The sequence below is a fragment of the Pseudomonas sp. NY15437 genome (genome assembly GCF_048068435.1).
Lineage (GTDB): Bacteria > Pseudomonadota > Gammaproteobacteria > Pseudomonadales > Pseudomonadaceae > Pseudomonas > Pseudomonas nitroreducens_B.
On sequence record NZ_JBLUQC010000025.1, the window covers coordinates 1 to 14083 of the forward strand.

Here is a 14083-nt window from a genome sequence, read left to right on the forward strand (position 1 = left end):
GGCGGTGGCCGCGGTGGCCCGGGGGGGGGGGGCCCGGGCCCCCCCCCCATGGGGCGGCGGGGGGAGGGCCCCGCTCCTACACCGCTCAAGCTCCACAACAACGCCGCGAGCGCGAAGACGCCCGCGCGATGGAACCCTTTTGCCCGGCTTCTGGCCGGGGGTACTGCCCAGCAACACAACAACGCCAATCCGGCTGTGGGAGTCGTTCCATGAAAGTGTCCTTGCTCACGCGCATCTCCATCACCTGTGCCCTGGCCGCCGCTGTCGGCAGCGCGAATGCACAGTCCCAAAGCATCACCGTCATCTCCTTCGGCGGCGCCACCAAGGCGGCCCAGGAGCAGGCCTACTTCAAGCCCTTCGAGGCCAGCGGCGCCGGCAAGATCGTCGCCGGCGAATACAATGGCGAAATGGCCAAGGTGAAGGCCATGGTCGACGTCGGCAAGGTCACCTGGGACGTGGTCGAGGTGGAAAGCCCCGAGCTGCTGCGCGGCTGCGAGGAAGGCCTGTTCGAGCGCATCGACCCGGCGGCCATCGGCGAGGAGAAGAACTTCGTCCCCGGCACCCTGAACGAATGCGGCGTGGCCACCTATGTCTGGTCCATGGTCATGGCCTACAACGGCGCCAAGGTCGCCAAGGCCCCGCAGTCCTGGGCCGACTTCTGGAACACCGCCGAATACCCGGGCAAGCGCGGGCTGCGCAAGGGCGCCAAGTACACCCTGGAAATCGCCCTGCTGGCCGACGGCGTGAAGCCCGCCGACCTCTACACGGTGCTGGGTACGAAGGAGGGCGTCGACCGCGCCTTCGCCAAGCTCGACCAGCTCAAGGCCAACATCCAGTGGTGGGAAGCCGGCGCGCAGCCGCCGCAGTGGCTGGCCGCCGGCGACGTGGTGATGAGCGCCGCCTACAACGGCCGCATCGCCGCCGCGCAGAAGGAAGGCGTGAAGCTGGGCATCGTCTGGCCGGGCAGCCTGTACGACCCGGAATACTGGGCCGTGGTGAAGGGCACGCCGAACAAGGCGCTGGCCGAGAAGTTCATCGCCTTCGCCAGCCAGCCGCAAACCCAGAAGACCTTCTCCGAGAACATCCCCTACGGCCCGGTGCACAAGGGCACGCTGGAGCTGCTGCCGGCGGACGTGCGCGACGCACTGCCCACCGCGCCGGCCAACCTCGACGGCGCCCGCTCGGTGGACGCGGCCTTCTGGGTCGACCACGGCGAAGAGCTCGAGCAGCGCTTCAACGCCTGGGCCGCCCGCTGATCCGCTTCTGATCCACGCCCGGCGTTCGCGCCGGGCCTGCCTTGCCAACGACGCGTGAGAAACACAATGACAACGACGCAAAACCAGGCGGCGACGCTGGAGCTGAGCACCATCCAGCCCATCGCTGCGCACGAACGACACGGCCGCGCCCGCGACCTCTTCACCATCTGGTTCGGCAGCAACATCATGCTGCTGACCGTGGTCACCGGCGCCCTGGCGGTCACCGTGTTCAAGCTGCCGTTCTTCGCCGCCGTGCTGGCGCTGGTGCTCGGCAACCTGGTGGGTGGCGTGTTCATGGCCCTGCACTCGGCCCAGGGCCCGCAACTGGGCGTACCGCAGATGGTGCAGACCCGCGGCCAGTTCGGCTCCTTCGGCTCCCTGCTGGTGGTCGCCCTGGTGGTGATCATGTACCTGGGCTTCTTCGCCTCCAACCTGGTGCTCGGCGGCCAGGCGCTGCACGCGCGCTTCGCGGCGATCGGCACCAACACCGGCATCCTGTTGGTGGGCGCCATCAGCGTCATCGCCACGGTATTCGGCTACCGCCTGATCCACGGTTACACCCGCCTCATGTCCTGGCTCTCCGGCGCGGTGCTGCTGGTCAGCTTCGTCTGGCTGGTGTTCGTCCACGGCCTGCCGGCGGACCTGCTGCAGCGCAACGAGAACAACATCCCCGGCTTCCTCGGCGCGCTGTCGATCGCCGCGCTCTGGCAGCTGGCCTATGCGCCCTACGTCTCCGACTACTCGCGCTACATGCCGCAGGGCACCGGCGCGCGCACGGCGTTCTGGTCGAGTTACTGGGGCTGCTGCCTGGGCTCCATCCTGCCGATGCTGCTGGGTGTGCTGGTCGGCCTGTCGGTGGGCGAGGGCGACGTCATCGCCGGCCTGATCGAGATGACCGGCGGCTTCAGCGCCATCATGGTCGCGGTGTTCTCCATCGGTATCGCCGCCACCAACTCGATGAACCTGTACTGCGGCACCCTGTCGGCCATCACCGTGGGCCAGACGCTGATCCCGGCGTGGTCGGCCAAGGCCGGCTGGCGCGCAGTGATCGCCCTGGTGCTGTTCGGCGGTTCGCTGGCCATCGCGCTGCTCGGCCAGGACAACTTCATGGCCAACTACACCAACTTCATCCTGCTGCTGCTCTACGTGCTGGTGCCCTGGAGCGCGATCAACCTGGTCGACTACTACCTGGTGGCCCACGGCGAGTACGACGTGCTGTCGTTCTTCCGCCGCGACGGCGGCATCTACGGCACCTTCAACTGGACCGCGGTGAACTGCTACATCCTCGGCATCCTGGTGCAGGTGCCGTTTATGTCCACCGCGCTCTACACCGGCGCCGCCGCGCAGGCCATGAACGGCGCGGACATCTCCTGGGTCGTCGGCCTGGGCGTGGTCTCGCCGATCTACTGGCTGTTCAGCCGCAACCGCCAGCGCAGCCTGAAGGCGGCCCGCGCATGAGCCGCCGTACCGGGTTCTTCTTCGACGAACGCTGCTTCTGGCACGCGACCGGGCTGCACGCGCTGATCCTGCCCGTCGGTGGCTGGCTGCAGCCGCCGGCGGGCGCCGGCCACGCCGAGTCGCCGGAGAGCAAGCGCCGGCTGAAAAGCCTGATGGACGTCTCCGGCCTGAGCAGCCGGCTGCACCTCTCCAGCGCGCCGCTGGCCAGCGAGGAAGACCTGCTGCGGGTGCACCCGGCCAGCTACCTGGAGCGCTTCAAGGCCTACAGCGAAGCGGGCCACGGCGACATGGGCGAGGAGACCATGGTCAGCCATGGCACCTACGACATCGCCCGGCAGTCCGCGGGCCTGACCATCGCCGCCGTGGAGGCGGTGCTGCGCGGCGAGCTGGACAACGCCTACGCGCTGTCCCGGCCGCCGGGCCACCATTGCCTGCCGGATCGCGGCATGGGCTTCTGCTACCTGGCGAACATCGCCGTGGCGGTGGAGACGGCCAAGGCGCGCCACGGCATCCGGCGCGTCGCGGTGCTGGACTGGGACGTACACCACGGCAACGGCACCGAGGCGATCTTCTACGGCCGCGACGACGTGCTGACCCTGTCGGTCCACCAGGCCGACTGCTACCCCACCGGCACCGGTGCGGTGGACGACATCGGCGAGGGCGCGGGCAAGGGCTACAACCTCAACGTGCCGCTCTATCCGGGCAGCGGCGACGACGCCTACCGCGTGGCCATGGAGACCATCATCGTGCCGGCGCTGGAGCGCTTTGGCCCCGAGCTGATCGTGGTCGCCAGCGGCTTCGACGCCAACGGCGTGGACCCGCTGGCGCGCATGCTCGCCCACAGCGAGACCTTCCGCTTCATGACCGCCGCCGTGCGCGCTGCTGCCGAGCGCCTGTGCGATGGCCGGCTGGTGGTGGTGCACGAAGGCGGTTACGCCGAAGCCTACGTGCCGTTCTGCGGCCACGCGGTGATCGAGGAAATGGCCGGCGTGCGCACCGACGTGGTCGATCCCTTCCTGCCGATGCTCGAAGGCCAGCAGCCCGACGCGGACTTCCGCGCCTTCCAGCGTCAGGCGCTGGCGCGGATGGCGGCGAAGCTGCTGGGCTGAAGCCCGCCAAGTCACGGCGGTTTCCGCCCGACGGGCTGATTGCATTTGTAGGATGGCGTGGAGCGAAGCGATACCCATCAATCCTCGACCCTCCGCATGGGTATCGCTGCGCTCCACCCATCCTACGAACTGATCTCGGTGCGAACCCTCGGGCGTCGTCCCCGGAGGGCTCGGCTCTCGTAGGAGCGGACCTTGTCCGCGAATCTTCGCCATTGCTCAGTCGTTGCCGGATGAATATTTTCAGAACGGGCGCAGCGCCTGGCGCCCCCCTGCAGAGACAGACTCCGCCGCGATGGAATTCGCGGACAAGGTCCGCTCCTACGGGGGTAGGCCGTGCCAATTGGCGGGGCAGAAAAAAAGGGAGCCTTGCGGCTCCCCTGGAGAGACGGCCGCGGAAGTGGAGCCGCGGCCGGGGGGCGGGTGCGCCGTCAGGCGGCGCGGAACAGGTTGTGCGGGTCGATGACGAATTTCTTCGGCACGCCGGCATCGAACTCGCCGTAGCCCTTGGGCGCGTCGTCCAGGGTGATGACTTCCACCCCGACGACGTCGGCGATCTTGATGCGATCCCACATGATGGCCTGCATCAGCTGGCGGTTGTACTTCATCACCGGGGTCTGGCCGGTGTGGAAGCTGTGCGACTTGGCCCAGCCCAGGCCGAAGCGGATGCTCAGCGAGCCCTGCTTGGCGGCCGCGTCCACCGCGCCCGGGTCCTCGGTGACGTACAGGCCCGGGATGCCGATCTTGCCGGCGACCCGCACCACGCCCATCAGCGAGTTCAGCACGGTGGCCGGCGCCTCGTGCTGCGACCCCGAGTGGCCGTGGCCACGGGCCTCGAAGCCCACCGCGTCCACCGCGCAGTCCACTTCCGGCTCGCCCAGCAGATCGGCGATCTGCTCGTGCAGCGGGGTGTCCTTGGACAGGTCGGCGATCTCGAAGCCCTGGGCCTTGGCGTGGGCCAGGCGGGTCGGGTTGACGTCACCGACGATCACCACGGCGGCGCCCAGCAGGCGGGCCGAGGCGGCAGCGGCGAGGCCGACGGGACCGGCGCCGGCGATGTAGACGGTGCTGCCCGGGCCGACGCCCGCGGTGACGGCGCCGTGGTAGCCGGTGGGCAGGATGTCGGAGAGGCAGGTCAGGTCGCGGATCTTCTCCATCGCCAGTTCGCGGTTGGGCAGCTTCAGCAGGTTGAAGTCGGCGTAGGGGACCATCACGTACTCGGCCTGGCCGCCGACCCAGCCGCCCATGTCGACATAGCCGTAGGCGCCGCCGGCGCGCGCCGGGTTGACCGTCAGGCAGACGCCGGTGTGCTGCTCCTTGCAGGTGCGGCAGTGGCCGCAGGCGACGTTGAACGGCACCGAGACCAGGTCGCCGATCTTCATGGTTTCCACGCCACGGCCGATCTCCACCACCTCGCCGGTGATCTCGTGGCCCAGCACCAGGCCTTCCGGCGCGGTGGTGCGGCCGCGGACCATGTGCTGGTCGGAGCCGCAGATGTTGGTGGACACCACGCGCAGGATCACACCGTGGTCGATCTGCTTGCCCTGCGGGTCCTGCATTTTCGGATAGGGGATGTTCTGAACTTCGACCTTGCCCGGGCCGAGATAAACCACACCACGATTGCCAGACATACGCATTCCTCATTGTGTTTGTGGGTACAAAGGCGGGCCTTGCGGCTCGCGGTTTTGCACTGGGATGTCGTGTGTTGCGCGACAGGGCCGGAAGTACTGCTGGCAGCCGGCGGGTCTGTCGGTGTTGCTCGGTGGTTGGGAGTGGGGGCTTTCAAAAGCCCCTCTCCCTAACCCTCTCCCGCAAGCGGGAGAGGGGATATCCGTGTGTGGAGGGAATACCGTGACATCCGGCGACTCCGCACTGCTCTTGCTCCCTCTCCCTTCAGGGAGAGGGCTGGGGAGAGGGCGCCCTTCGGCGAGCGCCCATTCCCTATGGAAACGTAGGGCGGATGAGCTCCATCCATCCGCCGTTCGGTGTGTGATGGCGGATAACGCCTGTGGCGTTATGCGCCCTACTTGCTGTTCGGTGTCTCGGCTGAGCGCCCCGTTTGTCGGCGGCTCCGCGTGCAGCTTGTGGCTTGCAGCCTGGGGCTGCTCTTACAGCACCACCGTCCGGTTGGCATTCAGGAACACGCGCTTCTCGATGTGGTAGCCCACGGCCTTGGCCAGGGTCAGGCATTCCACGTCGCGGCCCTTGGCGATCAGGTCCTCGGGGTAGTGGGAGTGGTCCACCGGCTCGACGCCCTGGGCGATGATCGGCCCCTCGTCGAGGTCGTTGTTGATGTAGTGGGCGGTGGCGCCGACCAGCTTCACGCCCTTCTGGTAGGCCTGGTGGTAGGGCTTGGCGCCCTTGAAGCCGGGCAGCAGCGAGTGGTGGATGTTGATCGCCCAGCCGTCCAGGCGGCGGCACAGCTCGGGGGACAGCACCTGCATGTAGCGGGCGAGGATCACCAGCTCGGCGCCGGTCTGCTCGATCACCTGCCAGACCTTCGTCTCCTGCGCGCCCTTGTCGTTGGGGTCCAGGGCGAAGTGGTGGTAGGGGATGCCATGCCAGCGCGCCAGGGGTTCCAGGTCCGGGTGGTTGGAGACCACCGCCACCACGTCCATCGGCAGCTGGCCGATGCGCTGGCGGTAGAGCAGGTCGTTCAGGCAGTGGTCGGCCTTGGAGACCATGATCACCACCTTGCTGCGGTAGCCCGGCGGGGTCAGCTCGAAGTTCATCTGGAAGGGCGAGACGCGGTCGGCGAGGCCGGCGCGGAAGGCCGCCTCGTCGAAGCCGTCGCCGGCGCGGAATTCGATGCGGATGAAGAAACGCTGCGCCAGGCGGTCGTCGAAGGAGTGGTGCTCGGTGACGTAGCAGCGCTGCTCGAACAGGTAGCGCGTCACCACGTCCACCGTGCCCAGCAGGCTCGGGCTGTCGGCGGTGAGGATCCAGGTATCGGGGGTGCGGCTCATGGTCTGGCTCCGGAGGTTTCCTCTTGTCCAAGAGGTTGGGGTGGGGCTTGCCTCACCCCGGCCCTCTCCCAGCGGGAGAGGGGAGGAAGCACCGCTTACGCGGCGACCTGCAGGCCGTACTCGGCGCAGGCATCCTGCAGCCACAGCCAGAAGTAGTCGGAGAAGCTGCGGCGCACCACCAGCTCCCAGGTGTGCTCGCCGGTATGGCGGATCACCAGCTGGGACTTGGCGAAGTGGGTGCCCACCGCCTTGCCCACCGGGAAGTTGCTCGGGTGTACGTCGTAGCCGGTGGACTTCATCAGGACTTCGCGGACCTTGGCGCCTTCGAGCTGCAGCAGGGTCTGGCCGCCGCTGACGTTGACCACGGCATAGTGCAGGTCCTCGCCCAGCGCTTCGCGCAGGCGCTGCTCGACGGCGAATTCCTCTCCGCCGGGGACGATCAGCAGCCATTCGTCCGGGCCGAGCCATTGCAGCGAGGTCTCGCCCTTGGCCACCAGGCCCAGGGCCACCGGCAGCTCCAGGCCCAGCGCCTTGTGCACGCCGCCGGCGAAGGCCGGGTCGTGGGCGTCGCCGCGCAGGGTCAGGTGGCCGAGGAATTTCTTCTCGCGCAGGGTCACGCCGGCGTTGGCCACCTTGCGCGCGGCGAGCTTGTCCAGCTCGGCGTGGTGCAGGGGCGATTCGGCCTGGATGCCGTCTGCGGGGCGTTGCTGGTAGAGATTGGCTTTGCTCATGTTCTGTTCACCTTGGGGGCGCTTATCGCCTGTTTCCCCTCACCCCAGCCCTCTCCCGAGGGAGAGGGGGCCGAGCTGAGTGTGCTGTGAGTGTCGTGCTCGCCGACGGCTCCGACCTGTCCCCTCTCCCCCTGGGAGAGGGTTAGGGTGAGGGCAGCCGGCAGCTCCGAATCAATCCACGTTCTGCCGCTCGCCTTTCGGGTCGTAGAACACCGAGCTGCAGATCTCCGCCTCGATCACGCGGCCGTCCGCCAGCGGGGCGTAGACCTTCTCGCCCAGGCGCTTGATGCCGCCCTTCACCACCGCCAGGGCAAAGCTGTAGCCCAGGGTGCTGCTCATGTAGCTGGAGGTGACGTGGCCGACCATGGTCGCCGGGACCGTGTGCTGCGGGGTGAACAGCAGCTGCGCGCCCTCGGGCAGCACATCCATCGGGTTGGTGGGTTTCAGGCCGACCAGCTGCTTGCGGTCCTCGCGCTGGCAGTCGGCGCGGTTCATGCCGCGCCAGCCGATCCAGGAGAACGGCTTGGTGCGACCCACCGCCCACCCCATGTTCAGGTCGTCCGGGGTGACCGAGGCGTCGGTGTCCTGGCCGACGATGATGAAGCCCTTCTCGGCGCGCAGGACGTGCATGGTCTCGGTGCCGTACGGCGTCAGGTTGTACTTGGCGCCGGCGGCGACGATGGCCTCCAGCACACCCATGGCGTAGTTGGCCTGGATGTTCACCTCGTACGACAGCTCGCCGGTGAAGGAGATGCGGAACACCCGCGCCGGCACGCCGGCGACCTTGCCTTCCTTCCAGGTCATGAAGGGGAAGGCGTCCTTGTCCAGGTCGATGTCGGTGACCTCGGCCAGCAGCTTGCGGCTGTTGGGGCCGGACAGGGTGAGGGTGGCCCAGTGGTCGGTGACCGAGGTGAAATACACCTTCAGCTCCGGCCATTCGGTCTGGTGGTACAGCTCCAGCCACTCCATGACGCGGGCGGCGCCGCCGGTGGTGGTGGTCATGACGAAGTGGTTGTCCGCCAGGCACGCGGTCACGCCGTCGTCGAAGACCATGCCGTCTTCCTTGCACATCAGGCCGTAGCGGGCCTTGCCCACGTCCAGCTTGGTCCAGGCGTTGGTGTAGACGCGGTTGAGGAACTCGCGGGCGTCCGGGCCCTGGATGTCGATCTTGCCCAGGGTCGAGGCGTCCAGCAGGCCGACCGACTCACGCACGGCGCGGCACTCGCGGGCCACCGCGGCGTGCATGTCTTCGCCGCGCTTGGGGAAGTACCACGGGCGCTTCCACTGGCCGACGTCCTCGAACTCGGCGCCGTTCTTCACGTGCCAGGCGTGCAGGGCGGTGAAGCGCACCGGCTCGAACAGGTGGCCGCAGTGACGGCCGGCGACGGCGCCGAAGGTCACCGGGGTGTAGTTCGGGCGGAACATGGTGGTGCCGGTGTCGGCGATGCTCTTGCCCTGCGCTCGGGCGGCGATGGCCAGGCCGTTGATGTTGCCCAGCTTGCCCTGGTCGGTGCCGAAGCCCAGCGCGGTGTAGCGCTTGACGTGCTCGATGGACTCGAAGCCCTCGCGGCAGGCCAGTTCGATGGCGGCGGCGGTGACGTCGTTCTGGGTGTCGACGAACTGCTTGGGCGCGCGGGCGGTGGACTTCTCGTGGGGCACCTGGAACAGCGCCAGGGTGGCGTCCTCGGCGCGCTCGGCAACCACCGGCAGCTCGCCCTCGACAGCCTTGAAGCCGCCGTCGATCGCCGCCTGGGTGCCGGCCTTGTAGCCGTCGGCCAGGGCATCGGCGAGACGGAACACGCCGTTCACCGCGCCGGCGCAGATGCGCTTCTGGAACGCCAGGCCCGGTACGAAGGCGAGGATGTCCTCGCGCCATTCAGGCTTGCCGCCCAGGTGGGAGGCCAGGTGCACCACCGGGCTGTAGCCGCCGGAGCTGGCGATGAGGTCGCAGTCCAGCCACTCGCCGGGCGCGGTCACCTTCAGGCGGAAGGTGTCGATGGGGGCGATCTTCGCGCCGCTCACGCGCTTGCTGCCGCGTGCCTCGATCACCGCGCTGCCGGTGATGACGCGCATACCGCGCTTGCGCGCTTCCTCGACCCACTCGCCGCGCGGATTGGGGCGGGCGTCGGCGATGGCGACCACCTGCAGACCGGCTTCCTGCCAGTCCAGGGCGACGCGGTAGGCGTAGTCGTTGTTGGTGGACAGCACCAGCTTCTTGCCCGGCGCCACGCCGTAGCGGCGCACGTAGGTGGAGACGGCGCCGGCGAGCATGTTGCCCGGCACGTCGTTGTTCGCGTACACCAGCGGGCGCTCGTGGGCACCGGCGGCGAGCACCACGCGGTTGGCGCGCACGCGGTGCACGCGCATGCGCACCTGGCCCAGCGGAGCGGTTTCGCCCAGGTGGTCGGTACGGCGCTCGTGGATGGTGAGGAAGTTGTGGTCGTGGTAGCCGTTGACCGTGGAGCGCGGCAGCAGGATCACGTCCGGGTTGCCTTGCAGCTCGGCGATGGCCTTGGCCACCCACTCCTCGGCCGGCTTGCCGTCGAGGGTCTCGCGGGTGTCGAGCAGGCTGCCGCCGAACTCTTCCTGCTCGTCGGCGAGGATCACCCGCGCACCGCTGCGCGAGGCGGCCAGGGCGGCGGCGAGGCCCGCGGGGCCGGCGCCGACGATCAGCACGTCGGCGTGGTGGTTCATCCAGTCGTAGCTGTCCGGGTCGACTTCGGTGGGCGCGCGGCCCAGGCCCGCGGCCTTGCGGATGTACTTCTCGTAGGTCAGCCACATGGACTGCGGATACATGAAGGTCTTGTAGTAGAAGCCGGGCGGCATCATCTTGCCGCCGACCTTGCCGAAGATCCCCATGAGGTCGTTCTGCACGTTCGGCCAGCCGTTGGTGGCGCTGGCCACCAGGCCGTTGTACAGGGCCTGCTGGGTGGCGCGCACGTTGGGCACCTGGGTGGATTCGCGCGAGCCGATCTGCAGGATGGCGTTGGGCTCTTCGGCGCCGGCGGCGACGATGCCGCGCGGGCGCGAGTACTTGAAGCTGCGGCCGAGGATGTCGACGCCATTGGCCAGCAGGGCGGCGGCCAGGGTGTCACCGGCGAAGCCCTGGTAGCTCTGGCCGTTGAAGCTGAAGGTGAGCGGCTTGGTGCGGTCGATGCGACCGCCACGGGACAGGCGATTGATCTGGCTCATTAGGCCTTCTCCACGGCGGGCTGGACGGCGGGTTTCTTCTCGGAATCGGCGCTGATGCTCGGTTTTTCGCCGATCTTGTAGGTTTCCAGGATTTCGTAGGTCACGGTGTGGCGGGTGACGTTGAAGTACTGGCGGCAACCGGCGGCGTGCACCCACAGCTCGTGGTGGATGCCGCGCGGGTTGTCGCGGAAGAACATGTACTCGCCCCACTCGGCGTCGGTGCAGGCGGACGGGTCGAGCGGGCGCGGGATGTGCGCCTGGCCCTTGGCGTGGAATTCCTCTTCGGAACGCAGCTCGCCGCAATGGGGGCAGAAGATATTCAGCATTTTGTAGCCTCCGGAAACTGATCTTGCCGGCTGACCGGCCCCCTCTCCCTTCAGGGAGAGGGTTGGGGAGAGGGTCGCTCTCCCGTTGTTTCGTTTCAGTCGAGGGTTGGCTCGCGCCTTCAACACCCTCTCCCGCCCTTCGGGCACCCTCTCCCTGAAGGGAGAGGGTCATCAGATTTCGCCCTTCGGGCGGCTTTTAATGCGCGACGGCGGCAGCGCCGTGTTCGTCGATCAGCGCGCCGGTGTGGAAGCGTTCGATGGAGAAGGGCGCGGCCAGCGGATGCGGCTCGCCCTTGGCGAGGGTGGCGGCGAAGACGTTGCCCGAGCCGGGCGTTGCCTTGAAGCCGCCGGTGCCCCAGCCGCAGTTGAAGAACAGGTTCTTCACCGGGGTCTTGCCGATGATCGGGCAGGCGTCCGGGGTGGTGTCGACGATGCCGCCCCACTGGCGGTTCATGCGCACCCGCGAGAGCACCGGGAACATCTCGACGATGGCCTGCAGGGTGTGTTCGATCACCGGGTAGGAGCCGCGCTGGCCATAGCCGTTGTAGCCGTCGATGCCGGCGCCGATGACCAGGTCGCCCTTGTCCGACTGGCTGATGTAGCCGTGCACGGCGTTGGACATGATCACGCTGTCGATGATGGGTTTGAGCGGTTCGGAAACCAGCGCCTGCAGCGGGTGCGATTCCAGCGGCAGGCGGAAGCCGGCGAGCTTGGCCATGTGCCCGGAGTTGCCGGCGGTGACCACGCCGACGCGCTTGGCGCCGATGAAGCCGCGGTTGGTCTCGACGCCGATCACCGCGCCGTCCTGCTTGCGGAAGCCGATCACTTCGGTCTGCTGGATCAGGTCCACGCCCAGGGCATCGGCCGCGCGGGCGAAGCCCCAGGCCACGGCATCGTGACGGGCCACGCCGCCACGACGCTGCACGGTGGAACCCATGATCGGGTAGCGGGCGCTCTTGGTGCAGTTCAGGTACGGAATCTCTTCGGCCACCTGCTGCGCGTTGAGCAGTTCGCCGTCCACGCCGTTCAGGCGGTTGGCGCTCACGCGGCGCTCGCCGTCACGCATGTCCTGCAGGGTGTGGCAGAGGTTGTAGACCCCGCGCTGGGAGAACATGACGTTGTAGTTCAGGTCCTGGGACAGGCCTTCCCACAGCTTCATGGCGTGTTCGTAGAGCAGCGCCGACTCGTCCCACAGGTAGTTGGAGCGCACGATGGTGGTGTTGCGCGCGGTGTTGCCGCCGCCCAGCCAGCCCTTCTCGATCACCGCGACGTTGGTGATGCCGTGCTCCTTGGCCAGGTAATAGGCAGTGGCCAGGCCGTGCCCGCCGCCGCCGACGATGACCACGTCATACACCGGCTTGGGCGTGGGCGTGCGCCACATGCGCTGCCAGTTCTCGTGGTGGCTCAGGGAGTGCTTGAACAGGCCGAAGCCGGAGTAGCGTTGCATGGGGTGCTCCTGAATATCTCTTGTCGCGGTGTCGCTCTTCGTAGGAGCGAGCTTGCTCGCGAATGGCCTCGCGGCGGGGCTGGTTCGCGAGCAAGCTCGCTCCTACAAAAGCGTGGCCGGAAGACTTAGCGGTAGACCGGGAAGTCCGCGCACAGGCCCGCCACCTGGGTAGCCACCTTGGCTTCCACATCGGCGTCGCCCAGGTGGTCCAGCACGTCGCTGATCCAGCCGGCCAGCTCGCGGCACTGGGCTTCCTTCAGCCCGCGGGTGGTCACCGCCGGGGTGCCGATGCGGATGCCGGAGGTGACGAACGGGCTCTGCGGGTCGTTCGGCACGGCGTTCTTGTTCACGGTGATGCCGACGCGGCCCAGGGCGGCGTCCGCTTCCTTGCCGGTCAGGCCCTGCTTCACCAGGCTGATCAGCATCAGGTGGTTGTCGGTGCCGCCGGAGACCACGTCATAGCCGCGCTCAATGAACACCTGCGCCATGGCCTGGGCGTTCTTGATCACCTGGGCCTGGTAGTCCTTGAAGCCGGGCTCCAGCGCTTCCTTGAAGCACACCGCCTTGGCGGCGATCACGTGCATCAGCGGGCCGCCCTGGGCGCCGGGGAAGACCGCGGAGTTGAGCTTCTTCTCGATCTCTTCGTTGGCTTTCGCCAGGATCAGGCCGCCGCGCGGGCCGCGCAGGGTCTTGTGGGTGGTGGTGGTGACCACGTCGGCGTAGGGCAGCGGGTTCGGGTACAGGCCGGCGGCAACCAGGCCGGCTACGTGGGCCATGTCGACGAACAGCAGCGCCCCGACCTTGTCGGCGATGGCGCGGAAGCGCGGGAAGTCGAGGGTCTTGGAGTAGGCGGAGAAGCCGGCGACGATCATCTTCGGTTTGTGCTCCACGGCCAGGCGCTCGACCTCGTCGTAGTCGATCAGCCCGGTGTCGGTGTTCAGGCCGTACTGCACGGCGTTGTACAGCTTGCCCGAGGACGACACCTTGGCGCCGTGGGTCAGGTGGCCGCCGTGGGCCAGGCTCATGCCCAGGAGGGTGTCGCCGGCGTTGAGCAGGGCCAGGTAGACAGCGGCGTTGGCCGAGGAGCCCGAGTGCGGCTGGACGTTGGCGTAGTCGGCGCCGAACAGCTGCTTGGCGCGATCGATGGCCAGTTGCTCGACCTTGTCCACATGCTCGCAGCCGCCATAGTAACGCTTGCCCGGATAGCCTTCGGCGTACTTGTTGGTCAGCCCGCTGCCCTGGGCCTGCATGACGCGCTTGCTGGTGTAGTTCTCCGAAGCGATCAGCTCGAGGTGGTCCTCCTGGCGCGCTTCCTCGGCATCCATCGCCGCGAGCAGTTCGTCGTCATAGCCCTGGATCTGGTCTTGCTTGCTGAACATCGCTGGTCTCCCTGCGGCGCGGTGGAGCGCCATGGCTGGTGCGGGACGCGAACTCGCCCCCTTGGAAGCGATGGTATGACTGGCCCCGTCGGACCAGATGCCTGCGCACGCCGCGGGTAGGTGCGTTTGCGACATGCCGCGATGGGCGTAAAAGCGACCGGGTGCGTGGAATTGCGCGTAACGGCTGGTCAGAATGCGACATGCCCGCGCCAGGACGGCGCG

10 protein-coding genes are annotated in these 14083 nt (G+C 67.9%); 3 read left to right on the top strand and 7 right to left on the bottom strand.

Going from position 1 to position 14083, the window contains the following annotated elements; all coding sequences use genetic code 11:
* Window positions 1–215: 215 nt before the first annotated feature.
* The 3 genes from ACNFIA_RS31020 to ACNFIA_RS31030 all read left to right on the top strand — a co-directional run bounded on the left by ACNFIA_RS31020 (window position 216) and on the right by ACNFIA_RS31030 (window position 3823).
* On the top strand, window positions 216–1256 hold the full coding sequence (locus ACNFIA_RS31020) for an ABC transporter substrate-binding protein (protein ID WP_416790913.1): 1041 nt from the start codon (window positions 216–218) through the stop codon (window positions 1254–1256).
* 66 nt (window positions 1257–1322) lie between these two features.
* Window positions 1323–2714 (top strand): purine-cytosine permease family protein, encoded by a 1392-nt coding sequence (locus ACNFIA_RS31025; protein ID WP_416790887.1) that lies wholly within the window; start codon window positions 1323–1325, stop codon window positions 2712–2714.
* A complete protein-coding gene (locus ACNFIA_RS31030; protein ID WP_416790888.1) occupies window positions 2711–3823 on the top strand; it encodes a class II histone deacetylase in 1113 nt (370 codons plus the stop codon). Before ACNFIA_RS31025 ends, ACNFIA_RS31030 begins: the two co-directional genes overlap by 4 nt.
* A gap of 428 nt (window positions 3824–4251) precedes the next feature.
* On the opposite strand, the gene fdhA is transcribed toward ACNFIA_RS31030, so the two are convergent.
* The 7 genes from fdhA to glyA all read right to left on the bottom strand — a co-directional run bounded on the left by fdhA (window position 4252) and on the right by glyA (window position 13861).
* Window positions 4252–5451: a formaldehyde dehydrogenase, glutathione-independent gene (fdhA, locus tag ACNFIA_RS31035; RefSeq protein ID WP_259758163.1), complete on the bottom strand. Its 1200-nt coding sequence runs from the start codon at window positions 5449–5451 to the stop codon at window positions 4252–4254.
* Between the two features lie 477 nt (window positions 5452–5928).
* Entirely contained in the window at window positions 5929–6786 is an 858-nt protein-coding gene (locus ACNFIA_RS31040; RefSeq protein ID WP_416790889.1) for a formyltetrahydrofolate deformylase, read from the bottom strand.
* A gap of 95 nt (window positions 6787–6881) precedes the next feature.
* On the bottom strand, window positions 6882–7517 hold the full coding sequence (locus tag ACNFIA_RS31045; RefSeq protein WP_416790890.1) for a sarcosine oxidase subunit gamma: 636 nt from the start codon (window positions 7515–7517) through the stop codon (window positions 6882–6884).
* Between the two features lie 171 nt (window positions 7518–7688).
* Window positions 7689–10709, bottom strand: coding sequence for a sarcosine oxidase subunit alpha (locus tag ACNFIA_RS31050; RefSeq protein ID WP_259758160.1), 3021 nt, complete (start codon window positions 10707–10709; stop codon window positions 7689–7691).
* On the bottom strand, window positions 10709–11035 hold the full coding sequence (locus ACNFIA_RS31055; RefSeq protein WP_259758159.1) for a sarcosine oxidase subunit delta: 327 nt from the start codon (window positions 11033–11035) through the stop codon (window positions 10709–10711). The genes ACNFIA_RS31050 and ACNFIA_RS31055 overlap by 1 nt, the downstream gene beginning before the upstream one ends.
* A 196-nt stretch (window positions 11036–11231) precedes the next feature.
* Window positions 11232–12482, bottom strand: a complete 1251-nt coding sequence (locus ACNFIA_RS31060; RefSeq protein WP_259758158.1) for a sarcosine oxidase subunit beta — start codon at window positions 12480–12482, stop codon at window positions 11232–11234.
* Between the two features lie 125 nt (window positions 12483–12607).
* Window positions 12608–13861 carry a serine hydroxymethyltransferase gene (glyA, locus tag ACNFIA_RS31065; protein ID WP_416790891.1) on the bottom strand — a complete coding sequence of 418 codons (1254 nt, stop codon included), beginning with the start codon at window positions 13859–13861 and terminating at the stop codon, window positions 12608–12610.
* Window positions 13862–14083 lie beyond the last annotated feature (222 nt).

Bases quoted from the DNA above. Each gene is read 5' to 3' on its own strand.
- ACNFIA_RS31025 (WP_416790887.1), top strand. From the start codon at position 1,323: ATGACAACGACGCAAAACCAGGCGGCGACGCTGGAGCTGAGCACCATC.
- ACNFIA_RS31030 (WP_416790888.1), top strand. From the start codon at position 2,711: ATGAGCCGCCGTACCGGGTTCTTCTTCGACGAACGCTGCTTCTGGCAC.
- fdhA (WP_259758163.1), bottom strand. From the start codon at position 5,451: ATGTCTGGCAATCGTGGTGTGGTTTATCTCGGCCCGGGCAAGGTCGAA.
- ACNFIA_RS31040 (WP_416790889.1), bottom strand. From the start codon at position 6,786: ATGAGCCGCACCCCCGATACCTGGATCCTCACCGCCGACAGCCCGAGC.
- ACNFIA_RS31045 (WP_416790890.1), bottom strand. From the start codon at position 7,517: ATGAGCAAAGCCAATCTCTACCAGCAACGCCCCGCAGACGGCATCCAG.
- ACNFIA_RS31050 (WP_259758160.1), bottom strand. From the start codon at position 10,709: ATGAGCCAGATCAATCGCCTGTCCCGTGGCGGTCGCATCGACCGCACC.
- ACNFIA_RS31055 (WP_259758159.1), bottom strand. From the start codon at position 11,035: ATGCTGAATATCTTCTGCCCCCATTGCGGCGAGCTGCGTTCCGAAGAG.
- ACNFIA_RS31060 (WP_259758158.1), bottom strand. From the start codon at position 12,482: ATGCAACGCTACTCCGGCTTCGGCCTGTTCAAGCACTCCCTGAGCCAC.
- glyA (WP_416790891.1), bottom strand. From the start codon at position 13,861: ATGTTCAGCAAGCAAGACCAGATCCAGGGCTATGACGACGAACTGCTC.